Below are 18,416 nucleotides of genomic sequence, written 5' to 3'. Positions count from 1 at the left end.
CTGTGATTCCGAACTGATCGAAGCGCACCGGGCGAACGCGTTGTTCGACGCGCATCGGGACGATCCCGAGTTCGGCTACCGGTTCCTCGTCGACGAAGCACGCGACGCCGGCGAAGCGATGTCGGAACGGACCGCGTGGAAGATCTGCCGCGACAACGGCTGGTGGAGCGTGTTCGGCAAGAAGAAGGCCCGCGGCAAGCACAAGCGGCCCGGACCGGCCGTGCACGACGATCTCGTGGGCCGCGTCTTCGCCGCCGACGCGCCGAACCGGCTCTGGCTGACCGACATCACCGAGCACCGCACCAGCGAAGGCAAGCTCTACCTCTGCGCCGTCAAGGACGTCTACTCGAACCGGATCGTGGGCTACTCCATCAGCGACCGCATGAAGGCCCGACTGGCCGCCGACGCCATTCGCAACGCGGCCGCGCGTCGCGAGGAGATCGCCGGCTGCATTGTCCACTCGGATCGAGGATCCCAATTTCGGTCCAAGAAAGTCGTCCGCGAACTGCGCCGCCACGACCTGGTCGGATCGATGGGCCGCGTCGGCGCCGCGGGCGACAACGCGGCGATGGAATCGTTCTTCAGCCTGCTCCAGAAGAACGTCCTCAACCGGCGCTCCTGGGCCACCCGCGACGAGCTGCGCATCGCGATCGTGACCTGGATCGAGCGCACATACCACCGACGCCGACGGCAAACCGCCCTCGGCCGATTGACCCCGATCGAGTTCGAGGTCATCATGAACACGCCCGCCGCACTGGCGGCGTGACTACAACCTGTCACCTACCCGTGCAGCAGACCCCCGCGATGATTCCATCCGCTCCGTCAGTTATATCGTCGACCTCTGACAACATGCCACGGAGCTGGTCGTGTGCTTGCTCGCCGTAGAGAAGTCGACGCAGCGAGACGTGATTCTTGGGGTCCTTGCCTCCCTCAACCCAGGCATTGAGCCTGTCCATGTATGCCAGGGCTGCCGTGTATGCATCGAAGCGTCGCTCTCGAAGCCAGCGCGAGTGTTCACGACGCGACTGAATCCAGGCGCCAAGCAGCCCGAACGCAGCGGCGAGGAAGGCGCCGGTGACGACGGGAATCAGAGTTATCAAGGTCTGCACGGCGTGAGCCTACTCACCGCGCTCGGCCCAAGTGCTAGCGACCGCGATTCGCGACAAGCAACTCCGCGGCCGCGTGCATGAAGTCGGTCGCGACTTTAAATGCAGTGTTGCATAGCGTTGCAACCTCGTCTGAGGACCGATTCCTGCGAGCCCTGGATTTTGACTCTGTGAGGTTCACGTAGTCCATGCTGTGCGCGATGCGGTTACGTGCAAGGAAGAAGTTGTCAAGCCCATCGAGTTGGCCGTCCGTTATTCGTGTAGCAGGGATACCGAGGACGGCTCGAACGCGACTCTTGAGGTCCCCGCTACCCTGCATGCTCGCCTTCGTCTTGGTCGAGAGGTAGTACCTAAGAATAGACTCTGCTGGATTCACCGAAACGATGGCGTCTTTCAGGGGCTGATCTATCGTCTTCGCGGCGAGCATCTCCTTGATACCCTGCTCAAAGTGCTTCCGGGCCGACGAACCGGGCACATTGATCAGGAACTTTCCGGCATCAAGTACGAGCCGTTTCATAGATGCGTCGAGCCCGCTCGACGTGAGCACGATTGCTGAGCGCAACACGTCCATCTCATCGCTTTTCATGCGGCCGACATTGGTCGCGTTCGCAGCACGACGGGCTGTTGAGAGTGTCTGGACCGCGTCGAAGAGTCCGTTCACGCTCGCGTGAGTGCCGGTGAGGAATCGATACGCGTTTCGAATCTCGGGAACCCGATCCTTTGGCGCGGCTCGCAGCGGCACAATGTCGACCATCGTCGGATCGTAGCGCCCTGGTGCGCCTCCGTGAACGTAACCCCATCTAGGCGTAGTTGTGAAGGGACGGCGGCCAGCACTGCATCGCGACGAGGTCGGGCGCCTCGCCGTCGGGCTCTAAGGACTCATCGGCGGTGACGATGCGCTCCTTAGCCCGGGAGACGAGCAGGGCGCCGAGGAGTGTCGCCTTGCCCACTGGTCGCTAGTCCCTCCCCTTACGACGGTGCGTTCACCGCCGATCCACGCCCGAATCTCACAGGATGCAACAGGTGAGGCACTCGGTGCCCAGCCACCGCTGCAAGACTGCCGCTCACTCGCTCAGGCAGGCGCTGGGACATCGGGGAACGGAACGTGACTACGACATCTCTGCCAACGCGGGCAAGCTTCGTCCTGCCTATGAACGCTACGAAGTGAAGCCGGGCGCCTCCGGCACGCGCACCTCGGTCGACGCTAGATCTCGCGCCAGCTCTCAAACACCTGAAGAGCGTTATTCATGGACTGCAAACCCCGAATCGCAGGGTCAACCGCCTTCCTCATGCTTACGTTCACAACTGAAGCCACCTTCAGCAGTTGGACGAGCTCGGCCACGGTCCCGATGCTTTCGGAGAGTGTTGCCACACCTGCGAACGAGGAGAGGAGCTTGCCGACGTGAGCGTCTGCAACCTCATTTTCAAGAGACCGAAGCTCGTCAACCACGGCACGGAGACCGGCATCAGTCTCGAGACCGCCGCGCTCAAGCGCCTCCCCCGACCGTCGTAGCGCCTTGGCCGGTTCGGTGAGTAGTCGAGCCGCTGACACCAACTCAACCTGCTGCTGCTTGGGGCTCATCTCCCCGAGGTTCTTATCCTTGAGCGCCGTTCCAGCGACCTTAGAGAAATTCGTCATGTCCCGAATGGCATTGTTCACCAAAGGCGTTAGCTTTGTGAATTGCTCGCCCAGCACCACGACGTCGCCCCCAGACGCTTTTGCCTCGACGGGCCCAATATCGCTCGGTTCAGACTTATCCAGTACCCGACGGTCAAGGGCATCCTCGGCGCGATCTAGCGACGCCGCGAGCTGATCGACCATCCAGTGGACAGCCTGCAGCCATTGCGGCGACTGATAACCAGCAAGCCATGCGGGCTCGATGTTCTTGTAGTTCAGCCCCTCAATGAGTCGGACCTCGGGCCGCTCGTCGTTCTGGGTGATTCGAGCGCTACCAGCGAGGACAACCGGCAGAATAAGTTCAGTCACTCCGAGCTGCTTCGCATTCTCGTAGAAGGCAAGAAGCTCTTCTCGGCAGGCGTCGCTCTGGAAGTACCGCATCGTGATTACGGGGATGAAAAAGGTGGCAGACTCAACACTTCCGCGGATCTTCGAGCGCCAGTCCTCTCCCCACCCGATCGATTCTCGGTCAACGAAGATTTCGAGGCTCCGACCGGTCACCGCGCCGAAACGGCCCGAGAGTTCCGAGCGCAGTTGATCGACCACGTTCAAATGATCAGTGTTGTCCGCTCGGGTGTAGCTGATGAATGCTCGGGCTCCAATAGATGACATGCCACGCACCATATCGAAGTTGCTGGCCCTGACTCCAGTAGATTACTGGACACTAGTGGTATTACCGGTGTGGGTCGCACCCGAAACGAGCACGTTCGCGCCGGCGACAACCGCCGCATGCAGGAATCCGGCTGCCTCGGCGCTCAGCGCCCCGAGCTCGACGAGCCGCGCCAGCGAGCGGATGCGCCGTGAGAACTTACGGATGTTGAGGCTCGCGTGCCCGCGCACGATATCCGGGATGACCGCATGGAGGCGCGACCCGTCGGGCAGCGAGGCATCCACGAAGGGACGGCTGAGGTCGATGCGCCGGCCGCCGGAGGCGAGCATCCGGTCGAGGAGGTCGCGGACCTCGCGCTCGGTCAACTGCAGGCCGGTGCGCTCGGCGACGCCGTCGCGGGCGATGAAGATCGCGTCAGGTCGGTTGATCCAGATCTCCTCGACGCCGTCGTCGTCGAAGTAGGGCTGCAACGGCCCGTAGCCGGTGAGCTCGGCGAGCACGTCGCGCACGAGCAGCGACTCCTCGGCGAGCGCGACGCGGCGGCCGGCATCGGTGCGCTCGACGTGGCGGCGCACCTCGTTGCGGGCGAGGCGCTCCGCGGCCGCCGGTTCCCGGTCGAGGTCGAGGGCGCCGGCGAGCACCCGCTCACGCACGCGCTCGGCGAGGAGTCGGGCGGTCTCGGGCATGGGGAACATCATGGCGATGCGGCCGCGGCGGGCCGCGGAGTTCTCCACAGCATCCGGGCGGCCCGGCCGCGTCACCCGTTCTGGCGGGTTGACCGTGCCTCGCCCGGGTCGACAGACTCCGAGGATGACGTCGACGCAGGTCACCGCCATCCGCCGATCGGTCGCCAGCGCGGCCAAGACCCTCGCGAGCCACGGGCTGGTGATCGGGAGGTCTGGCAACGTGAGTCTGCGATCCGGGGAACTCGTCGGCCTCACCGCGACCGGCGTGCCGCTCAACGCGATCAAGCAGGAGCAGGTCACCGTCGTCGATCTGTTCGGCAACGTCGTCGACGGCGACTGGGAGCCGACCTCCGAGGCGGCGCTGCACCTGGGCATCCTGCGCACGAGCCCCGCCGACGGCGTCTACGCCGTCGCGCACACCCACTCCCCCTTCGCCTCGGCCCTCTCGATGGTGCTCGACGAACTGCCCGTGGCCCACTACCAGCAGCTCGCCCTCGGCGGCGCGCTGCGCGTCGCACCGTTCGCGACGTTCGGCAGCCCGCAGCTCGGTCACGCCGTCAACACCGCCCTCGAAGGGCGCCTCGCCGCCCTCATGGCGAACCACGGCGCCGTCGCCCTCGGGCACGATCTGCCGACCGCCGTCGAGCACGCCCTGCTCGTCGAGCAGCTCTGCGAGCTGTACTGGCGGGCGAGCGCACTCGGCGAACCGCGCCTCCTCGACGCCGCGCAGCAACGCGGGGTGATCGAGGCCGCCGAGGAGATCCATTACGGCGCACCGAAACGGATCGCACGTCCATAAGACGCCTCGCGGCACGGACGTCGGCATGAGGGCGCCAGGACTGCTAGGTTCCGACCCGACCTGGAAGGGGTGGCCGATGGCCGAAGGCAAGATGGATGCCCGCGCTGCGCGAACCGCGGCCTCGCTCGAGCGCGCCATCGTGGCGCTCTCCAGCGAGAAGCCGGCGGCGAGCCTGACGGTGTCCGAGGTGGCCCGTGAAGCGGGCGTGAACCGCGTCACGTTCTACCGCCACGCCGAGTCGCCCGAGAAGCTGCTCGGCAGCATCCTGCGCCGCGATCTCGACCGCATCCGCGCCGACGACCGCGTGCGCCGAGACGACCCCGCGTTCGAGGCGACGGACGAACCGTACGTGCAGGTCGTGCTCGGCGAGGTCGCCGCGCACGTGCTCGCCTACGAGCCGATCTACCGTCGTGCGTTCGCCGATCCGGTCGGCGGCGCCGAACGGGCGGTGCTCGCCGACCACTTCACCGAGTCGGCACGGCTGCATTTCCGCAACAACGTGCGTACCGCGCATCCAGAGCTCTCGGACTCCATCGACGAGGAGACGACCGCCCGGTTCATCGGCCACGGCCTCTCGGGCGCGGTCGGGGCCTGGCTCGAATCGGGCGCGGGCGACCGCGACCGCTTCGTCGCGACGACGACGGCGCTCTTCCCCGCGTGGTGGAGCTGAACGCCTGCTCCCGCCGCCAGGCGCCCCTCAGGGTCGCGGCGCTGCCGACGCCGCACCGGCGCCGATCCGGTGCAGCTCGCCCGGCGCCGCGCGCAGTTCGAGCAGCGGGCAGTCGAAGGGATCCCGCTCGCCGAGGCCGACGCGGTTGATGTAGCGCAGCACGATCCCGTAGCTCTCGCGCAGCCCGGTGACCGTGTACGGCACCCCGAGTTCGCGGCAGTAGTCGGCGATGAGCGGTGCCGCACGACGCAGGTGCGGGCGCGGCATCGACGGGAAGAGGTGATGCTCGATCTGGTAGTTCAACCCGCCCATCGCGGTGTCGAGGGCGCGCCCGCCCCGGATGTTGCGGCTCATGAGCACCTGCCGGTGCAGGAAGTCGAGCTTGGCGCCGGCCGGGACGAGCGGCATCCCCTTGTGGTTCGGCGCGAACGAGAGCCCCATGTAGAGGCCGAAGAGACCGAGCTGCACGCCGAGGAACGCGCCGGCTTTGCCGGGCGGGAGCACGAGGAACACGAGCGCGATCCATCCGAGGATGCGGACCGCCAGGAACGAGATCTCCGCCGGCCGACGCGTGAGGCGCTCGCGGGCGAAGACGCGGTGCACGCTCGACGCGTGGAGGGAGAGCCCTTCGAGCAGCAGGATCGGGAAGAAGAAGACGCCCTGGTGGGCGACGAGCCAGCGGAACGCCCGCGGCCGAGGCCGCTTCGCCTGCTCGGGCGTGAATGCGACGACCGGCAGGTCGATGTCGGGATCCGAGCCGATCCGGTTCGGGTTCGCGTGGTGGCGAGTGTGCTTGTGCTGCCACCAACCGTAGCTCATGCCCACGACCAGCCCGCCCAGCAGCAGGCTCGTCCAATCGTTCGCCCGGCCGGATCGGAAGATCTGCCGGTGCGCGGCATCGTGGCCGAGGAAGGCGACCTGGGTGAAGAACACCGCGAAGACGGCTGCCGTGCCCAGCTGCCACCAGGTGTCGCCGATCAGGACGAACCCGGCGATGGCCGCGGCGAACAGCAGCGGCACGGCGGACAGCTTCGTCCAGTAGTAGCCGTAGCGGCGGCGCATCCACCCGCCGGCCCGCACCGCCTGCGCGAGCGCCGTGAAGTCGCTGTTCGGGGGCTCGCGCCCCTGGCTCGACGTCCCGTGCGCAGCCGTTGCAGCGCCGGATTCGATTGCGTCCATCGTCGTTCCTGCAATCCGCCGCGCGTGCCCCGGCGGCGTTCCGAGGTCGATGGCGTCGCTGCCGACGGAGTGCATCGTCGTACGTCCTCGACGTTCTCGAAGCTACGCCCGGGGAGCGATCGCGGTCAGCGCAGGAGGCCGATCGGCCGGCATCCCCAGCCGATGCTCAGACGGGGCCGCCGTTGCCGTGCGCGCGGTTCCAGGTGCGATGGGTCGCCGCCTCCCAGCGGCGCACGTTCCCCTCGTGGACGGCCGACTTCGCGCGGGCCGGATCGTCGGCGTCGGCGTCCGGTTCGGCCGACGGCGCGTCGTCCGCGACCTCGAGCGTCGGCTGCCGGTCGCTCGTCGCCTGCGTCGGCCGCGCGCCGTGCCAGTGCCCAGCTCGTTCGTCGCTCCACCGCTTCTGCTGCGGCGTCTCCGCCTGTTGACCGCTCATGTCCGGACGGTACGCCCCGAACATGTGCGCCCCCACAGGCTCGTCGACCGCTCGGCGCGGCGCGAGCCGCCGCCGACGTCCGGCGAGGTCGGTGGCCGACCCGCCGCGGTGCGGAAGGAGGGACTCGAACCCTCACGCCCGAAGGCACAGGAACCTAAATCCTGCGTGTCTACCGGTTTCACCACTCCCGCGAGTGCCCGCTCAGTCTAGGCGGGCCGGATGCCCCGGCTTCGCCGCCCGGATGCCACGACGGGGCGGCTCCCGGAGGAACCGCCCCGCAGGGTCTTCCGGATGCGGTCAGGCCGTGGCGCGGCTCGGCACGACGACGGCGCGGCCCGAGAGCTCGCCGGCCTCGAGTTTGCGGTACGCCTCGAGGGCGTCATCCATGCCGAAGAGCTCGACGTCGGGCGTGATCTTCCCGGCGCGGTAGAGCGCGACGACCTCGTAGAGCTCCTCGATGGTGCCCCAGTAGGTGTTGGTGAGCTCGGCCTCGTAGGGGGTCGAGTAGAAGTCCCACTCGTACTTGCCGCCGGCGATGCCGACGATGGTGACGCGGCCCTGGCGGGCGACGCTCGCCATCGCGGTCCTCACCGTCGGTGCGATGCCGACGAAGTCGAAGACGGCGTCGACGCCGTTGCCGCCGGTGAGCTCGCGGATCTGCGCGACCTGGTCGGGGCCGCCGGCCACGGTGACGGCGCCGTTCGCCGCGGCGCGCTCCATGGCCTCGGGCTTCATGTCGGTCGCGATGACGGTCGCGCCGGTGATGGCGGTGAGGATCTGCACGGCGATCTGGCCGAGGCCGCCGAGGCCGATGACGAGGGCCGACTTGCCGCCGCCCTGGAGGTTCTTCAGCGAGTTCTTGATCGCGTGGTAGGGCGTGAGGCCCGCGTCGGAGAGCGGCGCGGCCGCGATCGGGTCGGCGTCGCCGAGCGGCACGAGGTTGCGGGCGGGCACGACGAGGTACTCGGCCATGCCGCCGTCGCGGCCGAGGCCGGAGGCGAGGGACGGGTTGGTGGCCGCGTTGGCGCAGTAGGTGTCCTGGCCGCGCGAGCAGGCGGCGCAGTGGCCGCAGCCGATGGGGCCGTAGACGAGGTAGGCGGCACCGATCTCGAGGCCGGTGACGCCCTCGCCGAGCTCCTCGACCCAGCCGGAGTTCTCGTGGCCGAGCACGTAGGACGGGGCGAGCTGCGTCATCCCCATCGACTCGTCGTAGTCGTGGAAGACGGCGACGTCGGAGTGGCAGGCGCCGGCGCCTGCGACCTTGAGCAGCACTTCGCCGGGGCCCGGGGTGGGCTTCGGGATGCTGGTGAGCGAGGGGAAGGTCTTCCACTGTTCGAAGACGACTGCGCGCATGTCGGGCATGTGATTCCTGCTTTCTGAGAAGAAGGATGCGCCGTCGCTCGGATCTTCGCCGACGGTGCACCGCCGGACCTTTACGTTACGCCTGTTGCATAACTACCTCGATGTGAACATATTCAGGTTCAGTAGTTGATCTGATACAGTACTCGACATGAACAAGAACTCCGACGCGATCGACGACGCCTTCGCCGCCGATCTGCTGCGCGGCCACACCGACACGATCGTGCTCGGCGTGCTCCAGCGCGGCGACGCGTACGGCTTCGAGATCTACAAGGGCATCCGCGACGCGACCGGCGGCGCCTACGAGATCAAAGAGGCCACGCTCTACGCGAGCTACCGCCGCCTCACGCGGGACGGGCACGCGGAGGCCTACTGGGGCGACGAGTCCCAGGGCGGCCGCCGCAAGTACTACCGCATCACCGACGCGGGCCGCGCGGCCTTCCGGCAGAACGTCGCCGCCTGGGTCGCGACCCGCACCATCATCGACTCCCTGCTCGGCACCGCCGACGCCACCGCGAAAGGCTCTGCACGATGAACGCCTCCGACGCCGCCCGCTCCACGGGCGACCTGCACCGCCGCCTCGACGACCTGTTCGCCGGGGTGCCCATGACCGCCGACACGCAAGACCTGAAGGAGGAGATCCGCGCGAACCTCATCGCCCGGGTCGCCGAGCTCGAGTCCGAGGGCCGCTCCCCCGCCGAGTCCGTCAGCCGCGCCTTCGCCGAACTCGGCGACGTGCACGAACTGCTCGGCGAACCGGCGGCCGCGCAGCCGCCCGTCCCCGAGTACCTCCGCAACCGGGTGCGCCCCTCCGGCGCCTTCGTCGTGCGCACGGTGCTGTGCTCGATCGTCGCGGCCGCGGCCCTCGTGCTGCTCATCGTCGGGCTCACCCCGGCGCTGCCGCTCGTCGTCGGCGTCCTCATCGGGCTCGCCGTCGTCTGGGGCGCCGGCATCGGCATCGTCACGGGCGACGCCCTCGCGCAGGAGACGGCGAGCGACTACCCGATGCCGCGCGGCCGCGCCGCGCAGTACGGCGCCGCGACCGGCATCCTGCTCGCCGGCCTCGCGCTCGTGCCGGTCGTGATCGTCTCGCTCCCCCTCGCCTGGGTCGCCGTGCCCGCCGCGCTCGCCGTCGGCGCGATCGCCTGGCTGTCCTACCTCGGCGCGACGCAGACCAACCGGCACAAGCCATGGGTCGTCGCCGAGGCCCAGCGCGCCGGCGCCGTCGGCAACCGCTTCAGCGAAGACCCGGCCGCCGCGGCGCGGTTCGGCATCTACACCGTCGTGATCTGGTTGCTCGCCGGCATTCTCGCGCTCGTGCTCGGTTTCACGGTCGGCTGGCTGTGGGCGCCGCTCGCGGCCGTCGGCGGGTTCGTCGTCTTCATGCTCACCCTCGCCCGGATGCTCTTCGGCGCCGGCCGCTGAGCCGCGACTACTCGGCCTGCGTCGCCTGCCGGAGCGCGTCCTCGGCGGCGACCCAGCCGAGCATCGCGCACTTCACGCGAGCCGAGAACTTCGAGACGCCCGAGAGCGCCGCGGCGTCGCCGAACACCTCGGCGTCGAGCGGGATCGCACCGCGGGAGCGCAGCGCCTCGCGGAACTTCGCGATGAGCTCGGCGAGTTCGTCGGGGCTCGGGGCATCCTCCTCGACGAGGTCGGCGAGCATCGAGGCCGACGCCTGCGACACCACGCAGCCGTGCCCCTCCCAGTGCAGCCCGTCGATCTTCCCGTCGGTCACGCCGAGGCGCAGCGTGATCTCGTCGCCGCACACCGGGTTGAGCTGGTGCGACTGGCCTTCGCCCGCGGCGGGGTCGCCCTCGGGCAGGCCGAACCCGACGGGGTTCTTCGAGTGGTCGAGCATGAGCTCCTGGTAGAGCGATTCGAGGCCGTTCATGCGGCGGCTCCTCCTCCGAGGCCGAAGAATCCGCGCACCTCGGCGACCGCCTCCAGGAAGCGGTCGACCTCGGCGTCGGTCGTGTAGACGTAGCTCGACGCGCGCGTCGTCGACGTGATGCCGAACCGGCGGTGCAACGGCTGCGCGCAGTGGTGGCCGACGCGCACGGCGATGCCGCGGGAGTCGAGGAATTGGCCGACGTCGTGCGCGTGCACGCCCTCGACGTCGAAGGCGGCGAGCCCGACGCGGGGCGCGTCGGCGTCGCCGAGCAGGCGGATGCCCGGAAGCCCCCGGAGCCCGTCGAGCAGTCGCGCGCCGAGATGGGCCTCATGCGCGAAGACGGCGTCCATGTCGAGGGCGTCGAGGTACTGCGCGGCGGCGGCGAGGCCGACCGCCTGCGAGACGGGCTGCGTGCCGGCTTCGAAGCGCTGCGGCGCGGGCAGGAACTCGGCCGTCTCGAGCGTCACGGTCGTGATCATGGAGCCGCCGAGCAGGAACGGCGGGAGCGCGTCGAGCAGCTCGGCCTTGCCGTAGAGGCCGCCGACGGCGTTCGGGCCGAGCAGCTTGTGGCCCGAGAAGACGGCGAAGTCGACGTCGAGCGCCGGGAAGTCGACCGGCAGGTGCGGCACGGACTGGCAGGCGTCGAGCACGACGAGCGCGTCGTGCCGGTGGGCCAGCGCGACGAGTTCGGCGACCGGGTTCACGATGCCGAGCACGTTGCCGACGTGGGCGAAGGTCAGCAGCCGCGTCCGCGGGCCGATGATCGCCGCGGCCGCGTCGAGGTCGAGCCGTCCGTCGTCCAGCACGGGGAGGTGCCGGAGGGTCGCGCCGGTGCGCCGGGCGAGCCACTGCCACGGCAGCAGGTTCGCGTGGTGCTCGGCCTCGGTCGTGACGATCTCGTCGCCGGGGCCGAGCCGGAAGCGCTCGACGCCCTGCGCCGAGGCATCCTCGATCGAATGCGCGATGAGGTTCAGGCCCTCGGTCGCGCCGTGGGTCCAGACGAGCTGCTCCTCGTCGGCGCCGACGAATCGGGCGACGATCGCGCGCGCGTCCTCGAACGCGTCGGTCGCGAGAGCGGCGAGGGTGTGGGCGCCGCGGTGCACCGCAGCGTTGCGTCGCGTGACGAACTCGAGCTCGGCGTCGATCACCTGCCGCGGCCGTTGGCTGGTCGCGGCCGAATCGAGGTAGGCGAGCGGACGACCGTCGACGGATTCGCCGAGGATCGGGAAATCCGCACGGATTCGGTCGACGTCCAGTGGTGCCGCGTGCATCCTTCGAGTCTACGTCGGGCCGGGAGCGCGGGGCCCGCCGGGCGGCATCCCAGCGCCATCCGGCCCTGCCACGATCGCTTCCGGTTCCGCACGACGGCGCGGCTGGGCTACGATTTCGTCAGGTAAGCATTACCTAACACGACCGCAGCCGCGGCCGTCCGCCTCCTCGACGACGGAGAACCCGATGACCATCGCTCCCCCCGCCGCTTCCGCGACCGAGCCGCTCGACGTCGCCGCCCTGGTCCGCGCCGCCTCCGCCGACGTGCACAAGGACGCCGAGAACCGCGGCTTCATCGTCGACCTCATGGGCGGCAAGCTGACGCTCGACGCCTACACGCGCTACCTCGCGCAGTTCGGCTGGATCTACGAGGCGCTCGAGTCCCGCGGCGCCCGCGACGGCGACCCCGAGGTGTTCGACCCGGGACTGGCGCGCCTCGCGTCGATCGAGTCCGACCTCGCCGCGCTCGGTGCCCCCGACTGGCGCGAGACCGATCCGATGCTGCCGGCGACCCGCGCCTACGTCGAGCACCTGCACGAGGTCGCCGCCGACGACGTGCGCTACCTCGCCCACCACTACACGCGCTACCTCGGCGACCTCTCCGGCGGCCAGGCCATCGCGAAGCTCGTGGCCCGCCACTACGGCGCGACCGAGGAGCAGCTCTCCTTCTACCGCTTCGACATCGCCGCCGACGGTGTCGTCAAGTACAAGCGCGCCTACCGCGAGGCCATGAACGACCTCGCGCTCGAGCCCGAGCAGGTCGACCGCCTCGTCGCGGAAGTGCTCGAGTCGTTCCGCTACAACGCCGACGTCTTCGAGGGCCTCGCCGCCGCCTGAGCGCCGCCGCACGAACGGCCGGTCGCCCGCGTGGGCGACCGGCCGTTCGCCGTTTCGGGATGCTGCGCGATCGGGGCGCGTGCCGCCTGAGGCGCCCCGGGCGAACAACCCGAGAACAGGGGTCATCCCCGGGATGGATTCCGGGCGTTCACCCAGGGCGGCGGTCAGGTCGGCTGACTAGGCTGACGAGCGTCCCGCCGCCCACCGATTCCGGTCCTGTCGGCAGCAGCGTCGAAGGAACCTTCCAGTGCACACCGCGCTCATCCCCTGGCTCGATCCCGAGCTCATCATCTCGGCCGCGGGGCCGTGGGCGCTCGTCGTGGTCTGCGCGATCGTGTTCGCCGAAACCGGGCTGCTCGTGGGCTTCCTGCTTCCGGGCGACACGCTCCTGATCATCTCGGGGCTGCTCACGCACACCTCGCTCGTGTTCGGCGTCGACATCTGGTGGGTGTGCCTCGCGATCGGGTTCGCCGCGTTCCTCGGCGGCGAGGTCGGCTACTTCATCGGCCGGCGGTTCGGGCCGCGCATCTTCGAACGGCGCGAGTCCGGCATCTTCAGCATCGCCAACGTCGAACGCACGAACCGGTTCTTCGAGCGGTTCGGCGGCCTCGCGGTCATCCTCGCCCGGTTCGTGCCCATCGTGCGCACCTTCACGCCGGTCGCGGCCGGCGTCGGCCGGATGAACCCCCGCAAGTACTCGCTCTACAATTTCATCGGCGCGCTGCTCTGGGGCGTCGGCCTCACCTTCGCGGGCTACCTCCTCGGCTACATCCCGCCGCTCGCGCACTTCGTGACCGAGTACATCGACGTCATCCTCGTGCTCGCGGTGCTCGCGACCGCGGTGCCGACCGTGTGGCACTACCTGCGCTCGTCGCGAGAGGCCAAGCGGGCCGCCGCCGCGGGCGAGGACGTCGTGACCGACCACGACGAGGCCGCCGCGCTCGTGCTCGACCCCGAGGTGTTCGAACGGCGCGCGGAGCCCGAGGCCGGCTGACGCAGCGGCGGGGTCGCGGCGCGCTCGCCGGTCCGCCGCCGGCGCTCAGTGCCCGAGCGACTCGTGCTCGGAGTGCCCGGCCGGTTCGAGCTGGAACGTCGAGTGCTCGACGTCGAAGTGGTCCCGCAGGCACTCCCCCAACCGATCGAGCAGTGCGCCCGAGCGACCGCCCTCGAGCACGTCGGGCTCGACGACGAGGTGCGCGGTGAAGACCGGCAGGCCCGACGTGATCTGCCACACGTGCACGTCGTGCACCTCGACGACGCCGGCCGTGCCGCGCAGGTGCTCGGTGATCTCGGCGACGTCGGTCTCGCGGGGCGCGGACTCGGTGAGCACGTGCACGACGTCGCGCAGCAGCCCGATGGCGCGCGGCGCGATGAGCACCGCGATGAGCAGGGAGGCGATCGCGTCGGCCGGATCCCAGCCGGTCGCGAGGATGACGAGGGCCGCCGCGATCACCGCGATCGAGCCGATCGTGTCGCCGAGCACCTCGAGGTACGCCCCGCGCACGCCGATGGATGCCTCGCGGCCGCCGCGCAGCACGAGCATCGCCGCGATGTTCGCCAGGAGGCCGAGCGAGGCGACGACGAGCATCGGGACGCTCGACACCTCGTGCGCCTCGCCGCCGGCCCCGCCGACGAGCCGGCCGATCGCGCCGATCGCGACCGTCACGGCGACGACGAGCAGCAGGATGCCGTTGACGAGCGCGCCGAGCACCTCGACGCGGCGGTAGCCGTACGTCTGCCGGTCGGTCGCCGGCCGCGCCGCGATGGCCGCCGCACAGAGGGCAACGACGAGGCCGACGAGGTCGCCCGCCATGTGCCCGGCGTCGGCGAGCAGGGCGAGCGAACCGCTGACGATCGCGCCGGCCACCTGCACGACGAGGAACACGCCGATGATCCCGAGCGCGATCGCGATCCGCCGGCGGTTGCCGGCGGTCGACGCGCTCGGGGCGTGATCGTGGTCGTGGCCCATGCTTCGAGGGTAAGCCCGTCGGGCCGGGTGCGACACGGTCGGGGCCGCCGTCGCGGGCGACGCTCAGGCGGGCGGCAGCAGCCGTTCGAGCACGGGAGCCGCGGCCTCGAACGCGCGCGCCCGGTGGGAGACCGCGTTCTTCTCCTCGGGGGCGAGGTCGGCCGCCGAGCCCGAGAAGCCCGGGATGCCCGCGGGCAGGAAGATCGGGTCGTAGCCGAAGCCGCCCGCTCCCGACGCCGCCCGGGCGAGACGGCCGTCCCAGCGGCCCTCCACGACCTCCTCGGCGCCGTCGGGCGTCGCGATCGCGATGGCGCACGTGAACCACGCGGCCCGGTCCCGGTCGCGGACGTCGGCCGTCTGTGCGAGCAGCAGCTCGAGGTTCGCGATCGAGTCCCGCGTGCCCGACCAGCGCGCCGAGAAGATGCCCGGCGAGCCGCCGAGCACGGCGACGCCGATGCCCGAGTCGTCGGCGAGCGCGACGAGCCCGGTGTGGGCCGCGGCGGCCCGCGCCTTGATGAGGCCGTTCTCGGCGAAGCTCGTGCCGTCCTCGACGGGCTCGGGGCCGTCGTAGGGCACGACCTCGAGATCCGGCATCCGCTCGCCGAGGATGCGCTGGAACTCCTCGACCTTGTGGAGGTTGTGCGTCGCGAGGACGACCTTCCGCGTCACTCGGCCGCTCCGGCCGCGGCGGCGAGCACCGAGCGCTGGATCTCGGCGAGCTCGGCGTTGCCCGCGAGGGCGAGGTCGAGCAGGCCGTCGAGCTCGCGGCGGTCGAACGGCGCGCCCTCGGCGGTGCCCTGCACCTCGACGAAGAGGCCGCGGCCCGTGGCGACGACGTTCATGTCGGTCTCGGCGCGCACGTCCTCGGTGTACATGAGGTCGAGCATCGGGGTGCCGTCGATGATGCCCACGGAGACCGCCGAGACGGTGTCGATGAGCGGCACCGAGCGCTGCCCGATGAACTTCTTGCCGCGCGCCCACTCGATCGCGTCGGCGAGGGCCACGTAGGCGCCCGTGATCGCGGCGGTGCGGGTGCCGCCGTCGGCCTGCAGCACGTCGCAGTCGATGACGACGGTGTTCTCGCCGAGCGCCTTGGTGTCGACGACGGCGCGCAGCGAGCGGCCGATGAGGCGCGAGATCTCGTGGGTACGACCGCCGATGCGGCCCTTGACGGCCTCGCGGTCGTTGCGGGTGTTCGTGGAGCGCGGCAGCATCGCGTACTCCGCGGTGACCCAGCCCTTGCCGCTGCCGTTCATCCAGCGCGGCACGCCGTTGGTGAAGCTCGCGGTGCAGAGCACCTTCGTGCCGCCGAACGAGATGAGCGCGCTGCCCTCGGCGTGCGCGGACCACCCGCGCTCGATCGTCACGGGGCGGAGGTCGGCCGGGGTACGCCCGTCGGCGCGGACGATGGGGCTCTGGTCGGTCATCGGATGCCTTTCTGCACGGGGATCGCGCCCGTCTGCACGAGTTCCACCGAGGAGACCTCGGGGCCCATGAGCCGGTTCGCGAGTTCGAGGAACGGCGCCGAGGAGGGGCCGGTCGATTCGTAGCGGATGCCGGGCGGCGTCGCCGCGCGGCGTTCCATGCCCCGGCTGACGAGCAGCCGGTACACGTCGTTCGCGGTCTCGACGTCGCTGCCGACGAGGGTGACGTCCTCGCCCATGACGTAGGAGATCGCGCCCTTGAGGAACGGGTAGTGGGTGCAGCCGAGCACGAGGGTGTCGACCCCGGCGGCCTTGAGCGGCGCGAGGTACTCGGCGGCGACGTCGAGCACTTCCTCCCCCGTCGTGACGCCGGCCTCGACGAACTCGACGAAGCGCGGACAGGCGGCGCTGACGAGCTGCAGGTGCGGGGCGGCGGCGAAGGCGTCGTCGTAGGCGCGCGACTGGACGGTGCCGGCCGTGCCGATGACACCGACGCGCCCGTTGCGGGTGGTCGCGACCGCGCGGCGCACCGCGGGCTGGATGACCTCGACGACGGGCACCTCGTAGCGCTCGCGGGCATCCCGGAGCATCGCCGCCGACGCCGTGTTGCAGGCGATCACGAGCATCTTGACGCCCTGGGCGACGAGGTCGTCGAGCACTTCGAGGGCGTACTCGCGCACGTCGGCGATCTTCTTCGGCCCGTAGGGCGAATGGGCGAGGTCGCCGATGTAGAGGATCGATTCGTTCGGCAGCTGGTCCTTCACCGCACGGGCCACGGTGAGCCCGCCGACCCCGGAGTCGAAGATGCCGATGGGTGCGTCGCTCACGACGAAAGAGTCTAGACCGGTGGGGTTAGGCTCGCCCTGTGACCGGATCGACCGCGCTCCTCACGGACCGCTACGAGCTGACGATGATCGATGCCGCGCTCGCCGACGGCACCGCGCACCGCGAGAGCCTGTTCGAGGCGTTCGCCCGCCGACTGCCCGACGGCCGCCGCTACGGCATCGTCGCGGGCACGGGCCGCTTCCTCGAGGCGCTCTCCCGCTTCCGCTTCGGCGATGCCGAGCTCGAGTTCCTCCGCGCGGAGCAGGTCGTCCGGCCCGCCACGCTCGACTGGCTCGCCGACTTCCGCTTCTCGGGCGACATCTGGGGCTACCCCGAGGGCGAGGCGTACTTCCCCGGCTCGCCGCTGCTGAGCGTCCACGCGAGTTTCGCGGAGGGCGTCGTCCTCGAGACGCTCATCCTCTCGATCCTGAACGCCGACTCGTCGGTGGCGAGCGCCGCGGCCCGCATGGTGTCGGTCGCGCTCGGGCGCCCCATCGCCGAGATGGGCTCGCGACGCACGAACGAGGATGCCGCGGTCGCCGCCGCGCGCGCCGCCCACATCGCGGGCTTCGCCGCGACGTCGAACCTCGAGGCCGGGCGCGTCTGGGGCATCCCGACGATGGGCACGGCGGCCCACGCGTTCACGCTCCTGCACGACAGCGAGGCGGATGCCTTCCGGGCGCAGTTGCGCGCCGCCGGCCCCGGCACGACGCTCCTCATCGACACCTACGACATCGCCGAGGGCGTGCGCACGGCCGTGGAGGTCGCGGGCACGGGCCTCGGCGCGGTGCGCATCGACTCTGGCGACCTGCCCACGGTCGTGCAGGCCGTGCGCGAGCAGCTCGACCGGCTCGGCGCGGTGCGCACGAAGATCACGGTGACGAGCGACCTCGACGAGTACCTCATCGCCGCGCTCTCGGGCTCGCCGGTCGACTCGTTCGGCGTCGGCACCTCGGTCGTCACCGGCTCCGGCGCTCCCGCGGCCGGCATGGTCTACAAGCTCGTCGCCCGCAAGGACGACGCCGGCGACTGGGTCTCCGTCGCGAAGTCGAGCGCCGCGAAGGCGTCGGTCGGCGGCCGCAAGTCGGCCGCCCGACGGCTCGACTCGACGCGCACGGCGCGCGAAGAGCTCGTCTTCATCGGCGACGGCCCCGGCGGCGAAGCCGAGTTCGAGGCCGACGGGACGCTGCGGCCGCTCAGCGTGCCGTTCGTCACCGCCGGTGAGATCGACGGCTCGTTCCTCGGAGCGGACGGCGTGCGGCTCGCGCGCAAGCGCAACGCCGCCGCCATGGAGGAACTGCCCGTCGAGGCCTTCCGGCTCGGGCGCGGCGAGGCCGCCATCCCGACGACCTACCGGGGCTGACTACGCGGACTTCATCCGCTCGTAGATCTCCTTGCACGTCGGGCAGACCGGGAACTTGTCCGGGTCGCGCCCCGGCGTCCACTTCTTGCCGCAGAGCGCCTTGACCGGCTTGCCGGTCATCGCCGACTCGAGGATCTGCTCCTTCTTCACGTAGTGCGAGAAGCGCTCGTGATCGCCGGGCTCGATGACGCCTTCGTCTTCGAGGAGCTTCTCGAGTTCGCGGTCGAGCACCGAGGTGCCGCCGCCGGGCTGATCAGGATCGGCGATGGAGGACATGCCGAGATTCTACGCGCCGGTCGCGGGCCCCGGCCC

The 18,416-nt window shown here is 70.1% G+C and carries 22 protein-coding genes and 1 tRNA gene; 8 read left to right on the top strand and 15 right to left on the bottom strand.

Annotated elements, in window-relative coordinates; all coding sequences use genetic code 11:
- On the top strand, positions 1-766 hold a 766-nt coding region (locus GB864_RS11025), incomplete at its 5' end, for an IS3 family transposase (protein WP_160424981.1).
- Positions 767-776: 10 nt separating this feature from the next.
- Here GB864_RS11025 and GB864_RS11020 read toward each other — a convergent pair.
- From GB864_RS11020 to GB864_RS11005, 4 genes are all read right to left on the bottom strand, one after another.
- Positions 777-1,109 (bottom strand): hypothetical protein, encoded by a 333-nt coding sequence (locus tag GB864_RS11020; protein ID WP_160424979.1) that lies wholly within the window; start codon positions 1,107-1,109, stop codon positions 777-779.
- A gap of 34 nt (positions 1,110-1,143) precedes the next feature.
- Positions 1,144-1,860, bottom strand: a complete 717-nt coding sequence (locus tag GB864_RS11015) for a hypothetical protein (protein ID WP_160424977.1) — start codon at positions 1,858-1,860, stop codon at positions 1,144-1,146.
- Positions 1,861-2,310: 450 nt separating this feature from the next.
- On the bottom strand, positions 2,311-3,396 hold the full coding sequence (locus GB864_RS11010) for a toll/interleukin-1 receptor domain-containing protein (protein WP_236779054.1): 1,086 nt from the start codon (positions 3,394-3,396) through the stop codon (positions 2,311-2,313).
- Positions 3,397-3,438: 42 nt separating this feature from the next.
- Positions 3,439-4,080 carry an ATPase, T2SS/T4P/T4SS family gene (locus GB864_RS11005; protein ID WP_160424973.1) on the bottom strand — a complete coding sequence of 214 codons (642 nt, stop codon included), beginning with the start codon at positions 4,078-4,080 and terminating at the stop codon, positions 3,439-3,441.
- 124 nt (positions 4,081-4,204) lie between these two features.
- Between GB864_RS11005 and GB864_RS11000 the strand changes: the two genes are divergently transcribed.
- Complete coding sequence (locus GB864_RS11000; RefSeq protein WP_160424971.1) at positions 4,205-4,879, top strand: class II aldolase/adducin family protein; 675 nt, start codon at positions 4,205-4,207, stop codon at positions 4,877-4,879.
- Positions 4,880-4,955: 76 nt separating this feature from the next.
- Positions 4,956-5,549 carry a TetR/AcrR family transcriptional regulator gene (locus GB864_RS10995; RefSeq protein ID WP_160424969.1) on the top strand — a complete coding sequence of 198 codons (594 nt, stop codon included), beginning with the start codon at positions 4,956-4,958 and terminating at the stop codon, positions 5,547-5,549.
- 27 nt (positions 5,550-5,576) lie between these two features.
- On the opposite strand, the gene GB864_RS10990 is transcribed toward GB864_RS10995, so the two are convergent.
- The 4 genes from GB864_RS10990 to GB864_RS10975 form a co-directional block, all read right to left on the bottom strand.
- Entirely contained in the window at positions 5,577-6,728 is a 1,152-nt protein-coding gene (locus GB864_RS10990) for a fatty acid desaturase family protein (RefSeq protein ID WP_160424968.1), read from the bottom strand.
- 166 nt (positions 6,729-6,894) lie between these two features.
- Complete coding sequence (locus GB864_RS10985; RefSeq protein WP_160424965.1) at positions 6,895-7,164, bottom strand: hypothetical protein; 270 nt, start codon at positions 7,162-7,164, stop codon at positions 6,895-6,897.
- Between the two features lie 109 nt (positions 7,165-7,273).
- A tRNA-Leu gene (locus GB864_RS10980) sits at positions 7,274-7,355 on the bottom strand.
- A 106-nt stretch (positions 7,356-7,461) separates the two neighbouring features.
- Positions 7,462-8,517 (bottom strand): NAD(P)-dependent alcohol dehydrogenase, encoded by a 1,056-nt coding sequence (locus GB864_RS10975; protein WP_160424992.1) that lies wholly within the window; start codon positions 8,515-8,517, stop codon positions 7,462-7,464.
- A gap of 157 nt (positions 8,518-8,674) precedes the next feature.
- Between GB864_RS10975 and GB864_RS10970 the strand changes: the two genes are divergently transcribed.
- On the top strand, positions 8,675-9,058 hold the full coding sequence (locus GB864_RS10970; protein WP_160424963.1) for a PadR family transcriptional regulator: 384 nt from the start codon (positions 8,675-8,677) through the stop codon (positions 9,056-9,058).
- On the top strand, positions 9,055-9,948 hold the full coding sequence (locus tag GB864_RS10965) for a permease prefix domain 1-containing protein (RefSeq protein WP_160424961.1): 894 nt from the start codon (positions 9,055-9,057) through the stop codon (positions 9,946-9,948). The genes GB864_RS10970 and GB864_RS10965 overlap by 4 nt, the downstream gene beginning before the upstream one ends.
- Before the next feature lie 7 nt (positions 9,949-9,955).
- Here GB864_RS10965 and sufU read toward each other — a convergent pair whose 3' ends face one another.
- Positions 9,956-10,417: a Fe-S cluster assembly sulfur transfer protein SufU gene (sufU, locus tag GB864_RS10960; RefSeq protein WP_160424959.1), complete on the bottom strand. Its 462-nt coding sequence runs from the start codon at positions 10,415-10,417 to the stop codon at positions 9,956-9,958.
- Positions 10,414-11,688 (bottom strand): aminotransferase class V-fold PLP-dependent enzyme, encoded by a 1,275-nt coding sequence (locus GB864_RS10955; protein ID WP_160424958.1) that lies wholly within the window; start codon positions 11,686-11,688, stop codon positions 10,414-10,416. The genes sufU and GB864_RS10955 overlap by 4 nt, the downstream gene beginning before the upstream one ends.
- Positions 11,689-11,872: 184 nt before the next feature.
- Between GB864_RS10955 and GB864_RS10950 the strand changes: the two genes are divergently transcribed.
- A complete protein-coding gene (locus tag GB864_RS10950; RefSeq protein WP_160424955.1) occupies positions 11,873-12,523 on the top strand; it encodes a biliverdin-producing heme oxygenase in 651 nt (216 codons plus the stop codon).
- 247 nt (positions 12,524-12,770) lie between these two features.
- Positions 12,771-13,517, top strand: coding sequence for a VTT domain-containing protein (locus tag GB864_RS10945; protein ID WP_160424953.1), 747 nt, complete (start codon positions 12,771-12,773; stop codon positions 13,515-13,517).
- A 45-nt stretch (positions 13,518-13,562) separates the two neighbouring features.
- On the opposite strand, the gene GB864_RS10940 is transcribed toward GB864_RS10945, so the two are convergent.
- The 4 genes from GB864_RS10940 to murI all read right to left on the bottom strand — a co-directional run bounded on the left by GB864_RS10940 (position 13,563) and on the right by murI (position 16,743).
- Entirely contained in the window at positions 13,563-14,492 is a 930-nt protein-coding gene (locus GB864_RS10940; RefSeq protein WP_160424951.1) for a cation diffusion facilitator family transporter, read from the bottom strand.
- A gap of 63 nt (positions 14,493-14,555) precedes the next feature.
- Complete coding sequence (gene rdgB, locus GB864_RS10935) at positions 14,556-15,161, bottom strand: RdgB/HAM1 family non-canonical purine NTP pyrophosphatase (protein ID WP_160424948.1); 606 nt, start codon at positions 15,159-15,161, stop codon at positions 14,556-14,558.
- The gene (gene rph / locus GB864_RS10930; protein ID WP_160424947.1) at positions 15,158-15,919 is read right to left on the bottom strand and encodes a ribonuclease PH; all 762 of its coding nucleotides are present in this window, start codon (positions 15,917-15,919) and stop codon (positions 15,158-15,160) included. The genes rdgB and rph overlap by 4 nt, the downstream gene beginning before the upstream one ends.
- Positions 15,916-16,743 carry a glutamate racemase gene (murI, locus tag GB864_RS10925; protein WP_160424940.1) on the bottom strand — a complete coding sequence of 276 codons (828 nt, stop codon included), beginning with the start codon at positions 16,741-16,743 and terminating at the stop codon, positions 15,916-15,918. Before murI ends, rph begins: the two co-directional genes overlap by 4 nt.
- 38 nt (positions 16,744-16,781) lie before the next feature.
- On the opposite strand from murI, the gene GB864_RS10920 reads away from it, so the two are divergent.
- On the top strand, positions 16,782-18,104 hold the full coding sequence (locus GB864_RS10920) for a nicotinate phosphoribosyltransferase (RefSeq protein WP_160424938.1): 1,323 nt from the start codon (positions 16,782-16,784) through the stop codon (positions 18,102-18,104).
- On the opposite strand, the gene GB864_RS10915 is transcribed toward GB864_RS10920, so the two are convergent.
- Complete coding sequence (locus GB864_RS10915; protein WP_160424935.1) at positions 18,105-18,380, bottom strand: DUF3039 domain-containing protein; 276 nt, start codon at positions 18,378-18,380, stop codon at positions 18,105-18,107.
- Positions 18,381-18,416 lie beyond the last annotated feature (36 nt).

Origin of the sequence: Agromyces seonyuensis (assembly GCF_009789225.1) — a bacterium.
GTDB classification, from domain to species: domain Bacteria; phylum Actinomycetota; class Actinomycetes; order Actinomycetales; family Microbacteriaceae; genus Agromyces; species Agromyces seonyuensis.
This window is presented reverse-complemented; position numbering and strand designations above follow the sequence as displayed.